Raw genomic sequence first — 15,623 nt, 5'->3', positions numbered from 1 at the left:
CCGGATGCAAGACTAGAACACGTTCTCGTTTTTGTCGACCGATCCCCGATCGAGCGCACTGTGCGCTCCCGCACGCCGGCCGGAAAAGATGCAGTCAGCCAGCGACAGGCCGCTCACATAGGACCTAGAACAGATTCCCACCGCGGTCCGGCCCGCCGCGTACAGCCCGCGAATCGGGACACCGGTGGCGGACCGCACCGACCCGGTCTCCTCATCGACGACCAGGCCACCCAGCGTCAGCATCGGACACGGATAGCCGAGGTTGGGCCGGATCGAGACGTCGATCAGCGAGTACGGCGCCCGATCCAGCGGGCGCGTGAACTCCTCGGGTTTGCCCGTCGGGTCGGCGCCGGAGCGCGAGGCCGCGACACTGGCGATGAGCCCGTCAGGTTCCACACCGGCCTTGCGCGCGACGTCTTCGAGCGAACCGGCGACGACTCGTCGCCGCAGCAGGTAGCGCACCTGAAGTGCTTGGAACCACTGGCTTTGCTTACGCGCGTCACGCCGTACGTCCCGCACGATGGCGTCGTCGACCAGCAGCCAGCCGCGCCCTTCGTGCTCGGTGATCATGCGTTCGCCGACGGCCGCGCCGTACCGGGACTCGTCGATGATCCGCCCGCCCGCCTTGCCGACGAGCAGGCCGCCCAGGAACGCCGGCGGCGGGGTGATGAAGCGCCAGGCGGAGATCCGCCCCAGTTCCGCCGTGGCCCCGCCCGCCTCGGCCCCCATCCGGATCCCGGACCCGTCATCGGCCGAGGTCCCCAGCGCCAGGCCGCCGCGATACGCGGGCGCGTGCTCGCGCACCATCTCGCGGTTCGCGATGAACCCTCCCGCGGCGAGAACGACCCCGCGTGTGGCTGAAATTCGCAGCTCACGCCCGTAGCGGCGTTCGATCCGGTCCACCCGCCGATGCAGCGACTTCCGCAGTGACGGCACGTAGATCCCCGGCTTGGCGGCGTACGCGGCCAGCTTCCGATGCGCGGCCCGCACGCGGGCGGGAGCGTCCCGCAGGGTGGACACGGCGACACCCGTCACGGTGCCGTCGGCGGCCACGATCAGCTTCCGGGCGGCGGCCTGCGGCAATACCTGGACACCGCGGCTCCGGACGGCGTCGGCCAGGCGCTTCATCAGCAGTTTTCCCGAGGTTCCCGGACCTTTGACCCGGTGACCGCGCGGTGCCGGCTTGGCCGCGTCGCGGAAGCCGCCCGCCGCCTCGCTGCCCGAGTAGTACAGATAGTGCTTGTCGCTCGGATAGGACGTCTTGTACGGGCACAGGCTGCCTTCGAACGGGACCCCGTTGCCCTCGAGCCAGGAGACCATCTCCGTACTGCCCGCGCAGAACCGCCGCAGAGTCTCCTCGGAGACGACGTCGCCGACCTCGAGGCGCAGGTAGTCGTACATCGCGTCGACGCTGTCGTCGACGCCCGCGTCCCGCTGCTGCGGCGTCCCGCCACCGGCGTAGACGACACCTCCACTGACAGCGCTCGCGCCACCGCCGGAAAACCGGTCCAGGATCAGCACGCGGGCGCCCGCGTCGGCGGCTTCGATCGCCGCACAGGCGCCGGCCGCCCCGAAGCCCACGATCACCACATCCGCGACGAGGGAGTCCATGACACCCACCCTAGAACTAGAACACGTTCTCGTCTATGGTGACTGGAGCAGCACGGATGTTGCTACATGCTTCCTACAACGTGTTTCAGGTGAGGGGCGTATGGACTACGACGTGATCGTGGTCGGCAGTGGTGCCGCCGGGATGACCGCCGCGCTGTCCGCAGCCCACCGGGGACTCGAGGTCCTGGTCGTGGAGAAGGCCGCCCACTTCGGTGGCTCCACCGCGCGCTCCGGCGGCGGAGTCTGGATTCCCGGCAACCACGCCCTGCGCGCGGCCGGGATCGAAGAACCCCCGGAGAGGGCTCGCGAATACCTCCAGTCGATCGTCGGGGACGTCGTCCCGGCCGAACTCCGGTCGGCCTTCCTCGACCGCGGCCCGGAAGTCCTGTCGTTCGTCTGCGACAAGTCGCCGTTGCGCTTCCGATGGGTCCGCGGTTACTCGGACTACCACCCGGAGGCGCCCGGCGGACGGGCAGGCGGACGGTCGGTCGAACCGGTCGCCCTCGACGGCAACGTGCTCGGGCCGGAACTGGCGAATCTGGAGCCGCCCTACAGCCCTCCCCCGCTGGGCGCCCCGATCACCCAGGCGGACTACCGGTGGCTGAGCCTGCTCGCCCGGCATCCGCGCGGGATCCTCCGCGTCCTCGGACTCGGTGGGCGCTGGCTGGTCAGCCGGATTCGCCGTCAGCGGCTGCTTTCCATGGGGCAAGCGCTTGCGGCCGGGTTGCGTGCGGGGCTGCGGTGGGCGAATGTCCCCATCTGGCTGAACACGCCGCTTCTGGACCTCGAGGCCGAGGGCGATCGCGTGGTCGGCGTCGTGGTCCGTCATGAGGGTGAGGAGAAGCTGATCCGCGCGCGGCTCGGCGTCGTCCTCGGCGCGGGCGGGTTCGAACGCAACGAGGAGATGCGGGTCAAGTACCAGCGTGCGCCCATCGGCACCGAGTGGACCGTCGGCGCCGAAGCCAACACCGGTGACGCGATCGGCGCGGGGCTCAAACTCGGCGCGGCCACCGACCTGATGGACGACGCCTGGTGGGGCCCGTCGATCCCGCTGACCGGCGGCCCGTGGTTCGCGCTCGCCGAGCGGTCGCGGCCGGGTTGTGTGATGGTCAACGCCCGAGGCGAACGCTTCGTCAACGAATCGGCGCCCTATGTCGAGGCCGTGCACGCGATGTACGGCGACGGCGACGGGCCTGGCGAGAACTTCCCGACCTGGCTGGTGTTCGACCAGCGCAACCGCAACCGGTACATGTTCACCGGTCTCGGCCCGCGCCTGCCACTGCCCAGCCGCTGGTTCAAAGCGGGCATCGCGGTCAAAGCGAGCACGCTCGCGAAGCTCGCCGAGCGGATCGAGGTCCCGGCCGACGCGCTGGAGGCCACCGTGCGGCGGTTCAACGGCTTCGCGAAGAGCGGCGTGGACGAGGACTTCCACCGCGGGCGCAGCGCGTACGACCACTACTACGGCGATCCGCGGAACAAGCCCAATCCGAGCCTGGGCCCGCTGGACGTCGCGCCGTACTACGCGGTGAAGATCGTGCCCGGTGACCTGGGCACCAAGGGCGGTTTGAGGATCGACCCGCACGCGCGCGTCCTGCGCGAGGACGGGTCGGTGATCGACGGACTCTACGCGGCGGGCAACACGAGCGCGGCGGTGATGGGCCGCACCTACGCCGGCCCCGGCGCGACGATCGGCCCGGCGATGGTGTTCGGCTATCTTGCCGCCGAGCACCTCGCGCAGCAAGATCACGGTCAACCGGGAGGCAGCCGATGACGACGGAATCCGTACGGCAGATCGACGCGGGCGCACCCCCTTCGCGATTCGCGCGCGGCTGGCACTGTCTCGGCCTCGCCGAGCCGTTCCGGGACGGGAAACCGCACGCCATCACGGCGTTCGGGACGAAACTGGTGGTCTTCGCCAATTCGTCCGGCAAGCTGAACGTGCTCGACGGGTACTGCCGCCACATGGGCGGCGACCTCACCCAGGGCGAGGTCAAAGGCGACGAGATCGCCTGCCCGTTCCACGACTGGCGCTGGAACGGCAACGGCAAATGCGTCTCGATCCCCTACGCGAAAAGGGTTCCGCTGCGGGCACGGACGAAGACGTGGCAGGTGCTGGAGGAGAACAAGCAACTGTTCGTCTGGCACGACCCGGAGGGCAACCCGCCGCCCGAGGATGTCGTGATCCCGCGGATCGAGGGAGTGTTCAACGGCGAGTGGAGCAACTGGACGTGGGACTCGGTGCTGATCGAGGGCTCCAACTGCCGCGAGATCATCGACAACATGGTCGACATGGCACACTTCTTCTACATCCACTACGCCTTCCCGACCTACTTCAAGAACGTGTTCGAGGGACATGTCGCCACGCAGTACCTCAACACGAAAGGCCGCCCGGACAAGGGAATGGCGTCCAACTACGGCGGCGAGGAGAACCTGCTGCGGTCGGAGGCGTCCTACTTCGGGCCGTCCTACATGATCAACACGCTGCTCAACACGTACCAGGGTTTCGAGATCGAGAACGTGCTGATCAACTGCCACTACCCGGTCACCGAGAACTCGTTCGTGCTGCAGTGGGGCGTGAGCGTGAAGAAGTTCGAGGGCGTCTCGGACGAGCACGCGGACAAGATCGCCGGGAAGTTCGCCAAGGGTATCGGCGTCGGCTTCCTGCAGGACGTGGAGATCTGGCGCAACAAGACACGGATCGACAACCCGTTGCTGTGCGAGGAGGACGGGCCGGTCTACCAGCTGCGCCGCTGGTACGACCAGTTCTATGTGGACGCGGCCGACGTCACCGAGGACATGACGCGGCGCTTCGAGTTCGAAGTGGACACCAGCCGCGCCAACGAGGTCTGGGCGGCGGAGGTGGCCGAGAACCTGGCGCGGCAGCAGGCGGAAGAGGCCGGGGTGTGAAGCCCGAGACCGTCGAGTTCCTCACCGCCGGGCTCCAGCCGTTGAGCTGCCGCTCGTGCGGGACCTGTGTGCTGGTCAAGAAGAACAGCGTGCAGCACACCAGCGTCCAGTGGACGAGCGACGCGGCCCGGAGCTGTCCGGTGTTCGCGGAACAGAAGGCGTCCGGAGCGCGGACGGCGTTGCTCGACACCTGCGGCAACCTCAGCGACAGCATCGACGCCGCGGTGAAGGACGGCTCGCTGGAGGTGCCCGAATGAGTGGTCCCGTCACCGTGACCGTGGCCGAGGTGATCACCGAGACGGCCGACGCGTCGTCGATCGTCTTCGAGATCCCGGCCGAGCACGTCGCCGGTTTCGCTTACACCCCAGGACAGTTCCTCACCGTCCGCGTGCCGAGCGACCGGACCGGGTCGGTGGCCCGCTGCTATTCGCTCTCCAGCGCGCCGCACGAGAACCGGGTCCAGGTCACCGTCAAACGCACCGCGGACGGCTACGGGTCGAACTGGCTCTGCGACAAGCTCCAGGCAGGCCAGGAGGTCCAGGTCCTGCCGCCCGCCGGGGTGTTCAGCCCCGCGTCACTCGACGAGGACTTCCTGCTGCTCGCGGGCGGAAGCGGGATCACGCCGGTGATGTCGATCCTGAAGTCGGCCCTGGAACAGGGAAGCGGCAAGGTCGTGTTGCTCTACGCGAACCGTGACGAGCGATCGGTGATCTTCGCGCGGGAACTGGCGGGCCTCGCGGCTCGGCACGAAGACCGGATGATCGTCTTGCACTGGCTCGAAAGCCTGCAAGGACTGCCGACAGAGGCGCACCTTCGCGCCTTGGTCGCGCCGTACACCGCGCACGAGGCGTTCATCTGCGGTCCCGGGCCGTTCATGGACGCGGCGCGCTCGGCGCTCAAGGACCTCGGCCTGCCCCGCGAGCGGATCCACCTGGAACGGTTCCTTTCCCTCGGCGGGAATCCGTTCGAGGTGGCCGAGCCCGTCGTCGTCGAAGAGGCCGAGACCCCGGCGGGAGTCGAGGTCACCCTCGACGGCGAGACCAGGAGATTCGAGTGGCCGCGCCGGACGAAACTGCTGGACCTGTTACTGGAGAAGGGTTTTGACGCGCCGTTCTCCTGCCGTGCTGGCCAGTGCAGCGCCTGCGCTTGCCGGATCACCTCCGGTGAGGTGAAGATGCTGAACAACGAGGTCCTCGACGGCGACGACATCGCCGAAGGCATCGTGCTGGCGTGCCAGTCCCTGCCGCTGACCGACGAGGTCACCGTCACCTACGAATAGGAGTTCCCCGTGCCCATCGACCCCGCGGTCGCGATCGGCGCCGATCTCGGCGAGGTGAGTTTCGCCTGGACCGCCTCGGACGTGCAGCTCTACCACCTGGCGCTGGGCGCGGGCGCGGATCCGATGAGCCCCCGGGAGCTGCGCTACACCTATGAGGACGGCCTCCAGGTGCTGCCCACGTTCGCCACCGTGGCGGCGAACCTGCGGGTATTCGAGCCACCCGCGGTCTCGTTCCCCGGCGTCGAGGTCGACCTCGGGAAGGTGTTGCACGGCAAGCAGGAGGTGATCGCGCACCGGCCGATCCCGGCGGCGGGCAAGGCCGTGGCCAGGACGCGGATCGTCGACGTCTTCGACAAGGGCAAGGCGGCGGTGATCGTGAACGAGACGGTCGCCACCGACTCCGGCGGAACTCCACTGTGGACACTGCGGTCGAGCATCTTCGCCCGTGGCGAAGGAGGTTTCGGCGGCGAACGCGGACCGTCCGATCGCGTCGAACTCCCGTCGCGGGAACCGGACGTGGTCATCGACACACCGACGCTGCCACAGCAGGCGCTGCTCTACCGGCTCTGCGGCGACCGCAACCCCCTGCACGCCGATCCCGCGTTCGCCGCGGCGGCCGGGTTCGACAAGCCGATCCTGCACGGCCTGTGCACCTACGGCGTCGTCGCGAAGGCCGTCACCGACGAACTGCTGGAAGGGGACACCTCCCGCGTCGCGTCGTTTTCGGCGAAGTTCGCCGGCGTCGTCTTCCCCGGCGAACCGCTGCGGACCCGCGTCTGGCGCGAGCCCGCCGGGCTGCTGATCACGACCACGGCACCCGAACGGGACGACGCGCCTGTTCTTTCCGACACTTTATTGACCACGACAGACTGAATCCTCATACCCGCTGGTAAGGGCTCTGGTTAGACTCGGCGAGGTGCGCACCTTGATCAGCGACCCGTATGCCGAACTCGGCCGGGACTACGCGCGATCGAGACGTCCGGATCCCCGGATCGCGGCCGCCGTGACCGCCGCTCTCGCCGACGCGCGATCGGTGGTCAACGTCGGCGCCGGAGCCGGTTCCTACGAGCCGGAAGACCGTGGCGTGATCGCCGTCGAACCGTCGCGGCGGATGATCGGGCAGCGTCCGGCCACCGCCGCCCCCGCCGTCCAGGCGTGCGCGGAACGGCTGCCCTTCCCCGACGGAGCCTTCGACGCCGGGCTGGCGGTGCTCACCGTGCACCACTGGACGGACGTGACCACCGGACTGGCCGAGTTGCGGCGCGTGTCCCGTCGCCAGGTGATCGTGACCTGGGACCAGGCGGTGTTCGCGCGCTTTTGGCTGGTGCGGGACTACCTGCCGGAGATCGCCGAGCACGAGAGCAGGCTGGCCTGCCTCGACCGGGTCGTCGAGGAGTTGAGCGCGGCGGGCGAAACACCGTCGGTGGCTCCGCTGCCGGTGCCCTCGAACTGTGTCGACGGGTTCCTCGGCGCGTATTGGCGCAGGCCGGAGGCCTACCTGTCGGACCGCGTGCGCGCGGGGATGTCCGGTGTCGCGCTGCTGGACCAGAACGTCGTCGCGTCGGCGGTGGAGCGGCTGCGCGCAGACCTCGCCGACGGGCACTGGCACCGGCGTCACGTCGGCCTGCTGGGCCGGACCGAGCTGGACCTGGGATACCGGCTCGTCACGACGTGATTCAGCCGGGTGGCGGAGCTGAGATGTCCCCCTGGCAAGGACACCACGCATGAACCTCCCTCGGCCGAAGGCCCCGCTATCGCGGCGGCAGGGCGCCCTGGAGTACACAGTGGACTCCTAGGACGCCTCTCGCCGCGTGGACGGCGGTCGACCTGCCGGTCGGGGCGTGGTATTCATGGCTTTCGTGACGTCAGGGACGGGGAGCGGAATGACGGCGGAGTACTTCTTGGTCCGTGGCCAGGTGGAGAAGGGCGACCAGCGGGGGCGGGAACTGGGGTTCCCGACCGCCAACATCGCGTTGCGCGACCAGGACGGCCAGGTCGGCGACGGAGTGTGGGCTGGGTGGGTCGAACGCGCGGACGGTACCCGGATCGCGGCGGCGATCTCGGTCGGCAGGCGGCCGACGTACTACGGCGCGGACGGCTACCGGCTCGTCGAGGCACATCTGCTCGATTTCGGCGGGGACCTCTACGGCGAGGTGCTGACCGTGTGGCTGGGCCACCATCTGCGCGAGCAGCAGGCGTACCCGTCGTCGGAAGCACTGATCGTCGCGCTCGACAAGGACATCGCGGCCGCGGGCAAGTGGGCGGCGGACAACCCGGCCGAGGTCCTTCCCGCCGCTGAGGCGGCCGAAGACGGTGTGGTCCGGCGGATCGGCGTCTGACGGCTTGGGCAAGGACCCGCAGTACATGAAGGCTCCCTTCCTTGCGCCTAGCGCAAGGGCTCCGGCAGATTCGCGCAACTGCCGTTCGGTGTCGCGAAAGCCACTTTCGGGACCTCTGACGTCGCGAAAGTGGCTTTCGCGACACCGGGGGGCGGCCGCGCTCGACGACTGCGCCACCTTCGGTCGTGAGTGGCGATTCAGGTCAAGGCGGACCGGCAGTTGCTTACCCACGTGTGATCAGCCCGACGGCGCAAGGCCTCGGACCAGGATCAACGGAAGATCGGGGACACTCAAAGTCCCCGATCTTCCGTTCATCAAGGTCAACTCGGTCGAGCGGGAGGATGACGCCGCTTCAGCCAGTAGGCAAACACAGGTCGGGGAGAACCCCGCTCGCCACTCACCACCCGCTTGACCAGCTCCGCGACTTTGCCGGGACCCTGCGCCTAGGAAGGGGGGCCTTCATGTACTTCCGAGCGGCGTCCACACCGTCAAAGTGCGGCGCCCACCAGCATGTAGCCCATCCCCAGCCCCATGATCACCCGGCACACCCACCGCGACACCCGACCGGAGCCACCGGCGCCCCGCGCCGCCTGGACCCCGGCGCGGACCGCGTCCACCGCGAAATAGGCCGCCACGACACCGAAAACCAGCGACAACCACAGCGCTGAAGCGGCACCGGGGCCGGACATCACCAGCCACGGCCCGTGGGAGACCTCGCTGTGCGGCATGAACGTCACCATGAACAGCATCGCCGCGGCGGAGACGGCGTGGTGCCCGCACTCGGCGTGCCCGGACCGCCGCCCCTTCCACCACGAGACGGCGAACCAGCCCGCGGTCAGCGCCAGCACCGCCTGCCAGCCCGCCGCGGGGATGGGGCCGCCCACCGGTGACAGCATCGCGACCATGGCGACGACGAGCAGCAGTTCGGCCAGATCACCGTTGCGGACCGCCGCGCCCAGTCGTCCGTAGTCCAGCCGGACGAGTCTCAGCACGCAGGGCAGGACCAGCGCGGCGAACACCGCGGTCAGGGTCCACGCGACAACGCTTGGTCCAGACATGGCACCTCCCAGCCGGTATCCCTCTCACCGTGGCAGGTACCGCTCTAGTACACCATCGGGCAATGAGGTGATCTCAGCCCGCGGTCAGGACCAGTCCGCTCGTAGGTACGCCCGTACCGGCGGTCACCAGCACCCGTGAAGCCCCGTCGACCTGGTTGACGGCGTCGCCCCGCACCTGCCGGACCCCTTCGGCGATCCCGTTCATCCCGTGGATGTAGGCCTCCCCCAGCTGCCCGCCGTGCGGGTTGAGCGGCAGCTTCCCGTCGAGTTCCAGGGTGCCTCCGCTGATGAAGTCCTTGGCCTCCCCCTTGCCGCAGAAGCCCAGTTCTTCCAGCTGCATCAGGACATAAGGGGTGAAGTGGTCGTACAGTACGGCGAGATCCATGTCCCCGGGACCAAGGCCGGACTGCTCCCACAGCTGCCGCCCGACGACGCCCATCTCGGGCAGCGCCGGGAGGTCGTCACGGTAGTAGCTGGTCATCACGTACTGGTCCGGACCACTCCCCTGCGCGGCCGCCGCGATCACGGCGGGCCGGTGCGGCAGGTCACGAGCCCGCTCGGCGCTGGTCACCACCAGCGCGACACCGCCGTCGCTCTCCTGGCAGCAGTCGAGCAGGTGCAACGGTTCGGCGACCCAGCGGGAGGCCTGGTGGTCTTCGAGCGTGATCGGCTTGCCGTAGAACCACGCCTTCGGGTTCGTCGCCGCGCGAGCGCGGTCGATGACGGCGATCCTGCCGAAGTCCTCGCTGGTCGCGCCGTACTCGTGCAGGTAGCGCCGGGCGAGCATGGCGACGGTCGCGGCGGGCGTCGCGATCCCCATCGGGTAGTGGAACGCGTTGTCGACGCCGGAGGAGTTCACCTGCCCCGCTGCGGCCGACGAAACCTGACCGAACCGCATCCCCGACCGTTCGTTGAAGGCCCGGTACGCGACGACGACGTCCGCGACGCCGGTCGCGACGGCCATCGCGGCCTGCTGCACGGTCGCGGCCGCCGCCCCGCCGCCGTAGTGGATCCGGCTGAAGAACTTGAGTTCGGGGATGCCGAGTTCCCGCGCGACGGCGATCTCACTGTTGCCGTCCATGGTGAACGAGACCAGACCGTCCACATCGGACGGAGAGAGCCCGGCGTCCTTCAGCGCGTTCGAAGCCGCTTCGGCAGCCAATCGCAGTTCGCTGCGCCCGGAATCCTTGGAGAACTCCGTCGCGCCGATCCCGACGATCGCCGCCTTCCCGGACAGGGTCATCACTCGCCTCCCATGGTGACCGTCACGGTGCCCACCACATGTTCGCCGAGACTGTCCACACCGGACACGGAGATCACCACGTCGTCACCGTCGCGTTCCAGGACCCGCCCGGTGAAGGTCAGGGTGTCGTAGGCGTAACAGGGCACGCCGAGCCGGATCTTGATCGACCGCACGAACGCCTCCGGTCCCGCCCAGTCGGTCACGAACCGCTGCACCAGGCCGGTGTCGGTGAGGATGTTGAGGAAGATGTCCTTCGACCCGCGTCGGACAGCGGCGTCACGATCGTGGTGGACGTCCTGGAAGTCCCGGGTCGCGACGGCCGTGCTCACCACGAACGTCGGGGTGGCCTCGATGGTCAGCGGCGGCAACTCGGTGCCGGCCGAACAGTTCTTCATCGCGCGACCCGCCAAGCGGGCAACGTCAGTTCCTCGTCGATCTTCACGAACGCGACCTCCACCGGAAGTCCGATGTGGACGGTTTCGGGATCGGCGTCGAGCAGTTCGCCCGTCACCCGGACACCTTCCTCCAGTTCGACGAGCGCCACCACGACCGGCAGATCCTTGCCCGGAACCTTCGGATGGTGATGCACCACGTAGCTGTAGACCGTTCCGCGCCCGGACGCGACGATGTAATCCGGTTTCGCGTCGAGGTCGCCGTCGGGCGGCATCGGCCCTGGTGGATGCCGCAGGGTTTCGCCCCACCGCTGGATCCGCAGTTCGCCTTCGCGCAGCCCGGCCCAGAAGAACTCGGTGTCCTTGCTGATCACCGGCCGCAGCACCGGAGCGGTCGCTTTGGCGGGTCCGGCGCCCGGTGGGCGGAACTTCAGCACCCGGAACATCATGTCCGCGACAGCCTCGTCGCCGACGTACCAAGTGGTCTTCGTCGTCACGAACCAGCCTTCGCCGAGCGCGGTGCGTTTCGGCCCGACGACGCTCTCGAGTTTCGCGGTCGCCGAGACGTGTTCGCCGTGCCGCAGGTAGCGGTGGTAGTTCTGCTCGGAGTCGGTCGCGACGACCGAGGTGAACCCGGCCTCGTCGAGCACCTCCATCATCGCCCCGAGCGGGTCGTCCGACGCGCGGGTCCAACGCAACCCACCCATCGTCCACACCTGCGCCATCGCGGGCGGCGCGACGAGTCCCTTGTGGACACTCCTCGCGGCGAACTCTTCGTCGACATACACGGGATTGCGGTCACCGATGGCCTCGACCCAGTTGTTCACCATCGCCTGGTTGACCGCGTCGCGGGCCGCCCGCGGCGCGGATTGCCCCTGCGCGGCGATCCGTTCGGCCGCCTCCTGGATGCTCATCGCGGCACCCTCGGCAAGCCGAGACCCGCCGTGGCGATCAGTTCGCGCTGGATCTCGTTGACGCCGCCACCGAAGGTCAGCACCAGGTTGCGCTTGGCCACCACGTCCAGCCAGCGGGCCAGTTCCGCGGTTTCGGCGTCGGCCTGATCGCCGTGTCGTGCCACGATCTCCTCCAGTCTCCTGGCCAACCGCTGGATGCGTTCGGAACCGAAGATCTTGGTGGCGGAGGCGTCGGCCACCGCCACCGGTCCGGTCGCCGACGACGCCGCGACCTGCCAGTTCAGCAGTTCGTTGACACGGGCGGACGCGAACGCTTCGGCGAGTACGTTGCGCACGTCGGGCAAGTGAAGCAAGGGTGTTCCCTCGGGCGTCTTCCTGGACGCCGCCCAGTCGCGGACCCGGTCGTGGAGCCCGCCGATGCGCCCGGCCGGGCCGAGCATGACGCGCTCGTGGTTGAGCTGCGTGGTGATCAGCCGCCAGCCCTCGTTCTCCTTGCCCACCAGCATGTCCGCCGGAACCCGGACGTCCGAGTAGTAGGTGGCGTTCACATGGTGCGCGCCGTCGCAAGTGATGATCGGCGTCCAAGAATAGCCCGGATCGCGGGTGTCCATGATGAGGATCGAGATCCCCTTGTGCTTCGGCGCGTCCGGCGCGGTCCGCACGGCGAGCCAGAGGTAGTCGGCGTCGTGCCCGCCGGTGGTGAAGGTCTTCTGGCCGTTGACGACGTACTCCTCGCCCTCACGCACCGCCGTCGTCCGCAGCGACGCGAGGTCCGTGCCCGCGTCCGGTTCGGTGTACCCGATGGCGAAATGCACCTCCCCCGCGAGAATTTGGGGCAGGAAAAAGGTCTTCTGCGCCTCGGTGCCGAACGCCTGCAACGTCGGCCCGACGGTCTGCAGCGTCACCGACGGCAGCTGGACGTCGGCGCGGGCGGCCTCGTCGACGAAGATGTGCTGCTCGATCTCTCCGAAACCCCGGCCGCCGTACCGTTCCGGCCAACCGACGCCGAGCCAGCCGTCGCGGCCCATCCGCCGCACGATCTCGCGGTACACCGGGCCGTGCCGCTCACGCAGCATCGCGTGCCGTTCGCCGGCACTCACCAGTCCGGCGAAGTACTTTCGCAGTTCCGCACGCAGTTGTCGTTGTGCTGCGGTCAGTTCGATCAGCATCGTGTCACCCCACCGCCAGTTCGCCCAGTTCGGCCAGCCGATGCGAGGCGCCGCCGAGTGTCCGTCCGAGATCCTTGACCGCCGACGAGAACCGGTGCAGCGGATACGTTTCGTCCACGCCGACCCCGCCGTGCAGGTGGTGGCAGACGGCCAGCGCGTCGGGCGCCTCCTCCGCCAGCCAGTACGCCGCGATGTCGAGTTCCGCTTCGGCGTCGAGTCCCGCCGCGAGCCGCCAGACCGCCGACCGCGCGGCCAGCTGGACGGTTCTCGAGGCCACGTAGACGTCCGCGATCTGCTGCGCCACCGCCTGGAACGCCGCCAGCGGACGCCCGAACTGCTCGCGTTCGCCGACGTACGCGGTGGTCAGCGCGAGCGCGCCGGCGAGGAGCCCGTCGCCGAACGCCACCGCACCCGCGAGCGCGAACCGGTGGAGGGTGGCGATCGATTCGCCGGGGCCGTGTCCATTGAGGAGGTCGGCGTCGATGACGGTCACGGAATCCAGCGTCATCGTGTGGTCCGGCGTGCCGGAAGAGGTTCTCGTCGGCGTCAGCGTCACGCCGTCCGCCCGCGGGTCGACCAGGAAGACGCCGGTGCCGCCGGGCAGCGAGGCGGGTGTCAAGATCCGAGCCGACTCCGCCGCGAACGGCACGCCGACCTTGACCCCGCTCAGCCGCCAGCCCCCCGCCGACTCCGCCACGGTCGCGGGCCGGGTGGTGAACGGCGCGGAAGGTTCGTGCAGCGCGGCCGTGAGCACGGATTCGCCCGCGGCGACCGGCGGCAGCAGAGCGGCCCGCTGTTCCGGCCCGCCCAGCGCCCCGACGGGCAGGACGCCGAAGGCCAGCGTCGCCAGCGCGGGCACCGGAGAGGCGACGCGGCCGAGTTCGGTCAGGACCAAGGCGACTTCGGCAACGCCGAGGCCGTCACCGCCGAGTTCGGCGGGCAGCGCCAGCGCGAGCAGACCGGAATCGGCGAGCGCGCGCCACGTTCCGGCGGATTCACGCTCCTTGCCGAGCACGCGCGCGGTCAGCGCGGTGACCTCGGTCTGTGTCTCGTCGAACTGGAAGTCCACACTGGCTCCTCACCGGGCCGACCGGGCACAATACTGAAACCTGTTCTAGTCTTATCCGGAAGGCGGCCGGACGGCAACCCCCACGAGAAACGGCGGCGCTCGAAATCGTAGCCGCCGGGCATGGCCGAACCGCCCAGGGTGAGCAGCCCGCACACGTGCAGGATCTGGGCGGGTGTCTCCAAGTAGAGGAAAACTCGCGTCCAGACCACTCAATCTCCGCATAAAAGTCACCCTGGGCAACTCTGTAACCGGTTCTAGGCCGTTACCCGGCGGTAGGATCGGTGCCCATGCAGCCGAGTTTCGTCCTCCGCCAGGCACTCCAGCTCGCGCTCGCCGCGAACGCGCTCAAGCCGCCGCGTGGCGCCCGGACAGCGGTTCCGGCGTTCTTCGCGGGCTGGCTCACCGGGGAGCTCGCCCCGCATCTGCTCGCGCTCACCGCGGCCGACGTGGCGGCGCACGTCGCCCGGCACCGGGGCGGATCGAGCAAGGCCGGTCTCACCCTCGCGGCCGCGTCGGCGGCCGGGCTCGGCACGCTGATCGTCCAGTCCCAGCGAGCGCGCGACGAGATCGAAACCGCGCTCACCGAAGGCATCGGCAAGGCCTATACCGGGGAACTCGAGCACCCGCCGAGCCCGACCGACCTCGCGACACCGTGGGGTCAGCTGGCGATGCCGTTCCGCATGCGCGACCCCGAGGTCCGGCGGACGCGCGACATCGCCTACGCCCCCGGCGGGAAGCGGTTCCTGCTCGACGTCTACGCGCCACGCGAGAAGGTCACCGGCGCGCCGATCCTGCTGCAGGTGCACGGCGGCGCGTGGGTGATCGGCAACAAGGACCAGCAGGGCCTTCCGCTGATGCTGCACATGGCCAAACGCGGCTGGATCTGCGTCGCGATCAACTACCCGCTCTCCCCCGCCGCCCGGTGGCCCGCGCACATCATCGCGGCGAAACGCGCGCTGGCCTGGATCCGGGACAACGCCGAGTCCTACGGCGGCGACCCGTCGTTCGTGGCGGTGACCGGGGGTTCCGCGGGCGGGCATCTCGCGGCGCTGCTGGCACTGACCGCGAACGATCCGGCACTGCAGCCCGGCTTCACCGAGGCCGACACCAGCGTCCAGGCGTGCGCCCCGCACTACGGCGTGTACGACTTCGCCGCGACCAGCGGACGGCGTTCCAGCCAGACACGGCTGAAGACCCTGATCGCCCGGCACGTCTTCGAGGCGGACAAGGACCCGGTGAACTTCCTCGACGACTACGTCGCGGCGTCACCATTGGACCGGATCACCGAGGACGCGCCGCCGTTCTTCGTCATCCACGGCGTCCACGACTCACTGGTGCCGGTCGGTGAGGCCCGCGAATTCGTGCGGCGCCTGCGGGAGAAGTCCCAGCGTGAAGTCGCCTACGCGGAGATCTCCGGCGCGCAGCACGCCTTCGACGTCTTTCCGTCGATCCGCAGCGCACACGTGGTCCGCGGGGTGGAACGGTTCCTGGAATGGAGTCACCGCACCTGGCGGCGCCAGCCCGGCCCCTCGTGACTGGTAGGGACGGTTCGTCGTGCCGCGCCGGGTGAAGGGGACTTTCACCGCATCGCACGCGGTGAAGGCTCCCTTCGCGGCAATGCGTTGAACGTCCCTCCTCCACG

The 15,623-nt window shown here is 69.1% G+C and carries 15 protein-coding genes; 8 read left to right on the top strand and 7 right to left on the bottom strand.

Annotated elements, in window-relative coordinates:
- Window positions 1–12: 12 nt before the first annotated feature.
- Window positions 13–1,611, bottom strand: coding sequence for an FAD-binding protein (locus ACM6LU_RS10510; RefSeq protein WP_414937434.1), 1,599 nt, complete (start codon window positions 1,609–1,611; stop codon window positions 13–15).
- Between the two features lie 100 nt (window positions 1,612–1,711).
- Between ACM6LU_RS10510 and kstD the strand changes: the two genes are divergently transcribed.
- The 7 genes from kstD (at window position 1,712) to ACM6LU_RS10475 (ending at window position 8,136) form a co-directional block, all read left to right on the top strand.
- Entirely contained in the window at window positions 1,712–3,382 is a 1,671-nt protein-coding gene (gene kstD, locus ACM6LU_RS10505) for a 3-oxosteroid 1-dehydrogenase (protein ID WP_414937433.1), read from the top strand.
- The gene (locus ACM6LU_RS10500) at window positions 3,379–4,518 is read left to right on the top strand and encodes a Rieske 2Fe-2S domain-containing protein (RefSeq protein WP_414937432.1); all 1,140 of its coding nucleotides are present in this window, start codon (window positions 3,379–3,381) and stop codon (window positions 4,516–4,518) included. Before kstD ends, ACM6LU_RS10500 begins: the two co-directional genes overlap by 4 nt.
- Window positions 4,515–4,775, top strand: a complete 261-nt coding sequence (locus tag ACM6LU_RS10495; RefSeq protein ID WP_414937431.1) for a hypothetical protein — start codon at window positions 4,515–4,517, stop codon at window positions 4,773–4,775. The genes ACM6LU_RS10500 and ACM6LU_RS10495 overlap by 4 nt, the downstream gene beginning before the upstream one ends.
- Entirely contained in the window at window positions 4,772–5,797 is a 1,026-nt protein-coding gene (locus ACM6LU_RS10490; protein ID WP_414937430.1) for a 2Fe-2S iron-sulfur cluster-binding protein, read from the top strand. The genes ACM6LU_RS10495 and ACM6LU_RS10490 overlap by 4 nt, the downstream gene beginning before the upstream one ends.
- 9 nt (window positions 5,798–5,806) lie before the next feature.
- A complete protein-coding gene (locus tag ACM6LU_RS10485) occupies window positions 5,807–6,670 on the top strand; it encodes a MaoC/PaaZ C-terminal domain-containing protein (RefSeq protein ID WP_414937429.1) in 864 nt (287 codons plus the stop codon).
- 52 nt (window positions 6,671–6,722) lie between these two features.
- Window positions 6,723–7,472 carry a class I SAM-dependent methyltransferase gene (locus ACM6LU_RS10480; protein WP_414937944.1) on the top strand — a complete coding sequence of 250 codons (750 nt, stop codon included), beginning with the start codon at window positions 6,723–6,725 and terminating at the stop codon, window positions 7,470–7,472.
- A 208-nt stretch (window positions 7,473–7,680) separates the two neighbouring features.
- On the top strand, window positions 7,681–8,136 hold the full coding sequence (locus ACM6LU_RS10475; RefSeq protein ID WP_414937428.1) for a riboflavin kinase: 456 nt from the start codon (window positions 7,681–7,683) through the stop codon (window positions 8,134–8,136).
- A 488-nt stretch (window positions 8,137–8,624) separates the two neighbouring features.
- Here ACM6LU_RS10475 and ACM6LU_RS10470 read toward each other — a convergent pair whose 3' ends face one another.
- The 6 genes from ACM6LU_RS10470 to ACM6LU_RS10445 all read right to left on the bottom strand — a co-directional run bounded on the left by ACM6LU_RS10470 (window position 8,625) and on the right by ACM6LU_RS10445 (window position 13,981).
- Entirely contained in the window at window positions 8,625–9,194 is a 570-nt protein-coding gene (locus ACM6LU_RS10470; RefSeq protein ID WP_414937427.1) for a DUF5134 domain-containing protein, read from the bottom strand.
- 73 nt (window positions 9,195–9,267) lie between these two features.
- Complete coding sequence (locus ACM6LU_RS10465) at window positions 9,268–10,437, bottom strand: lipid-transfer protein (protein WP_414937426.1); 1,170 nt, start codon at window positions 10,435–10,437, stop codon at window positions 9,268–9,270.
- Window positions 10,437–10,832 carry a MaoC family dehydratase gene (locus tag ACM6LU_RS10460; RefSeq protein WP_414937425.1) on the bottom strand — a complete coding sequence of 132 codons (396 nt, stop codon included), beginning with the start codon at window positions 10,830–10,832 and terminating at the stop codon, window positions 10,437–10,439. The genes ACM6LU_RS10465 and ACM6LU_RS10460 overlap by 1 nt, the downstream gene beginning before the upstream one ends.
- On the bottom strand, window positions 10,829–11,743 hold the full coding sequence (locus tag ACM6LU_RS10455; protein WP_414937424.1) for a bifunctional MaoC family dehydratase N-terminal/OB-fold nucleic acid binding domain-containing protein: 915 nt from the start codon (window positions 11,741–11,743) through the stop codon (window positions 10,829–10,831). Before ACM6LU_RS10455 ends, ACM6LU_RS10460 begins: the two co-directional genes overlap by 4 nt.
- Window positions 11,740–12,912: an acyl-CoA dehydrogenase family protein gene (locus ACM6LU_RS10450; protein WP_414937423.1), complete on the bottom strand. Its 1,173-nt coding sequence runs from the start codon at window positions 12,910–12,912 to the stop codon at window positions 11,740–11,742. The genes ACM6LU_RS10455 and ACM6LU_RS10450 overlap by 4 nt, the downstream gene beginning before the upstream one ends.
- 4 nt (window positions 12,913–12,916) lie before the next feature.
- Entirely contained in the window at window positions 12,917–13,981 is a 1,065-nt protein-coding gene (locus tag ACM6LU_RS10445; protein WP_414937422.1) for an acyl-CoA dehydrogenase family protein, read from the bottom strand.
- Between the two features lie 287 nt (window positions 13,982–14,268).
- Here ACM6LU_RS10445 and ACM6LU_RS10440 point away from each other — a divergent pair, with 287 nt between their 5' ends.
- Window positions 14,269–15,516 (top strand): alpha/beta hydrolase fold domain-containing protein, encoded by a 1,248-nt coding sequence (locus tag ACM6LU_RS10440; protein ID WP_414937421.1) that lies wholly within the window; start codon window positions 14,269–14,271, stop codon window positions 15,514–15,516.
- Window positions 15,517–15,623 lie beyond the last annotated feature (107 nt).

It is taken from the genome of Amycolatopsis sp. cmx-11-51, assembly GCF_047608665.1.
GTDB lineage: Bacteria > Actinomycetota > Actinomycetes > Mycobacteriales > Pseudonocardiaceae > Amycolatopsis.
The sequence above is the reverse complement of the archived record's forward strand: the minus strand, read 5'-3'. Positions and strand labels throughout refer to the sequence as shown.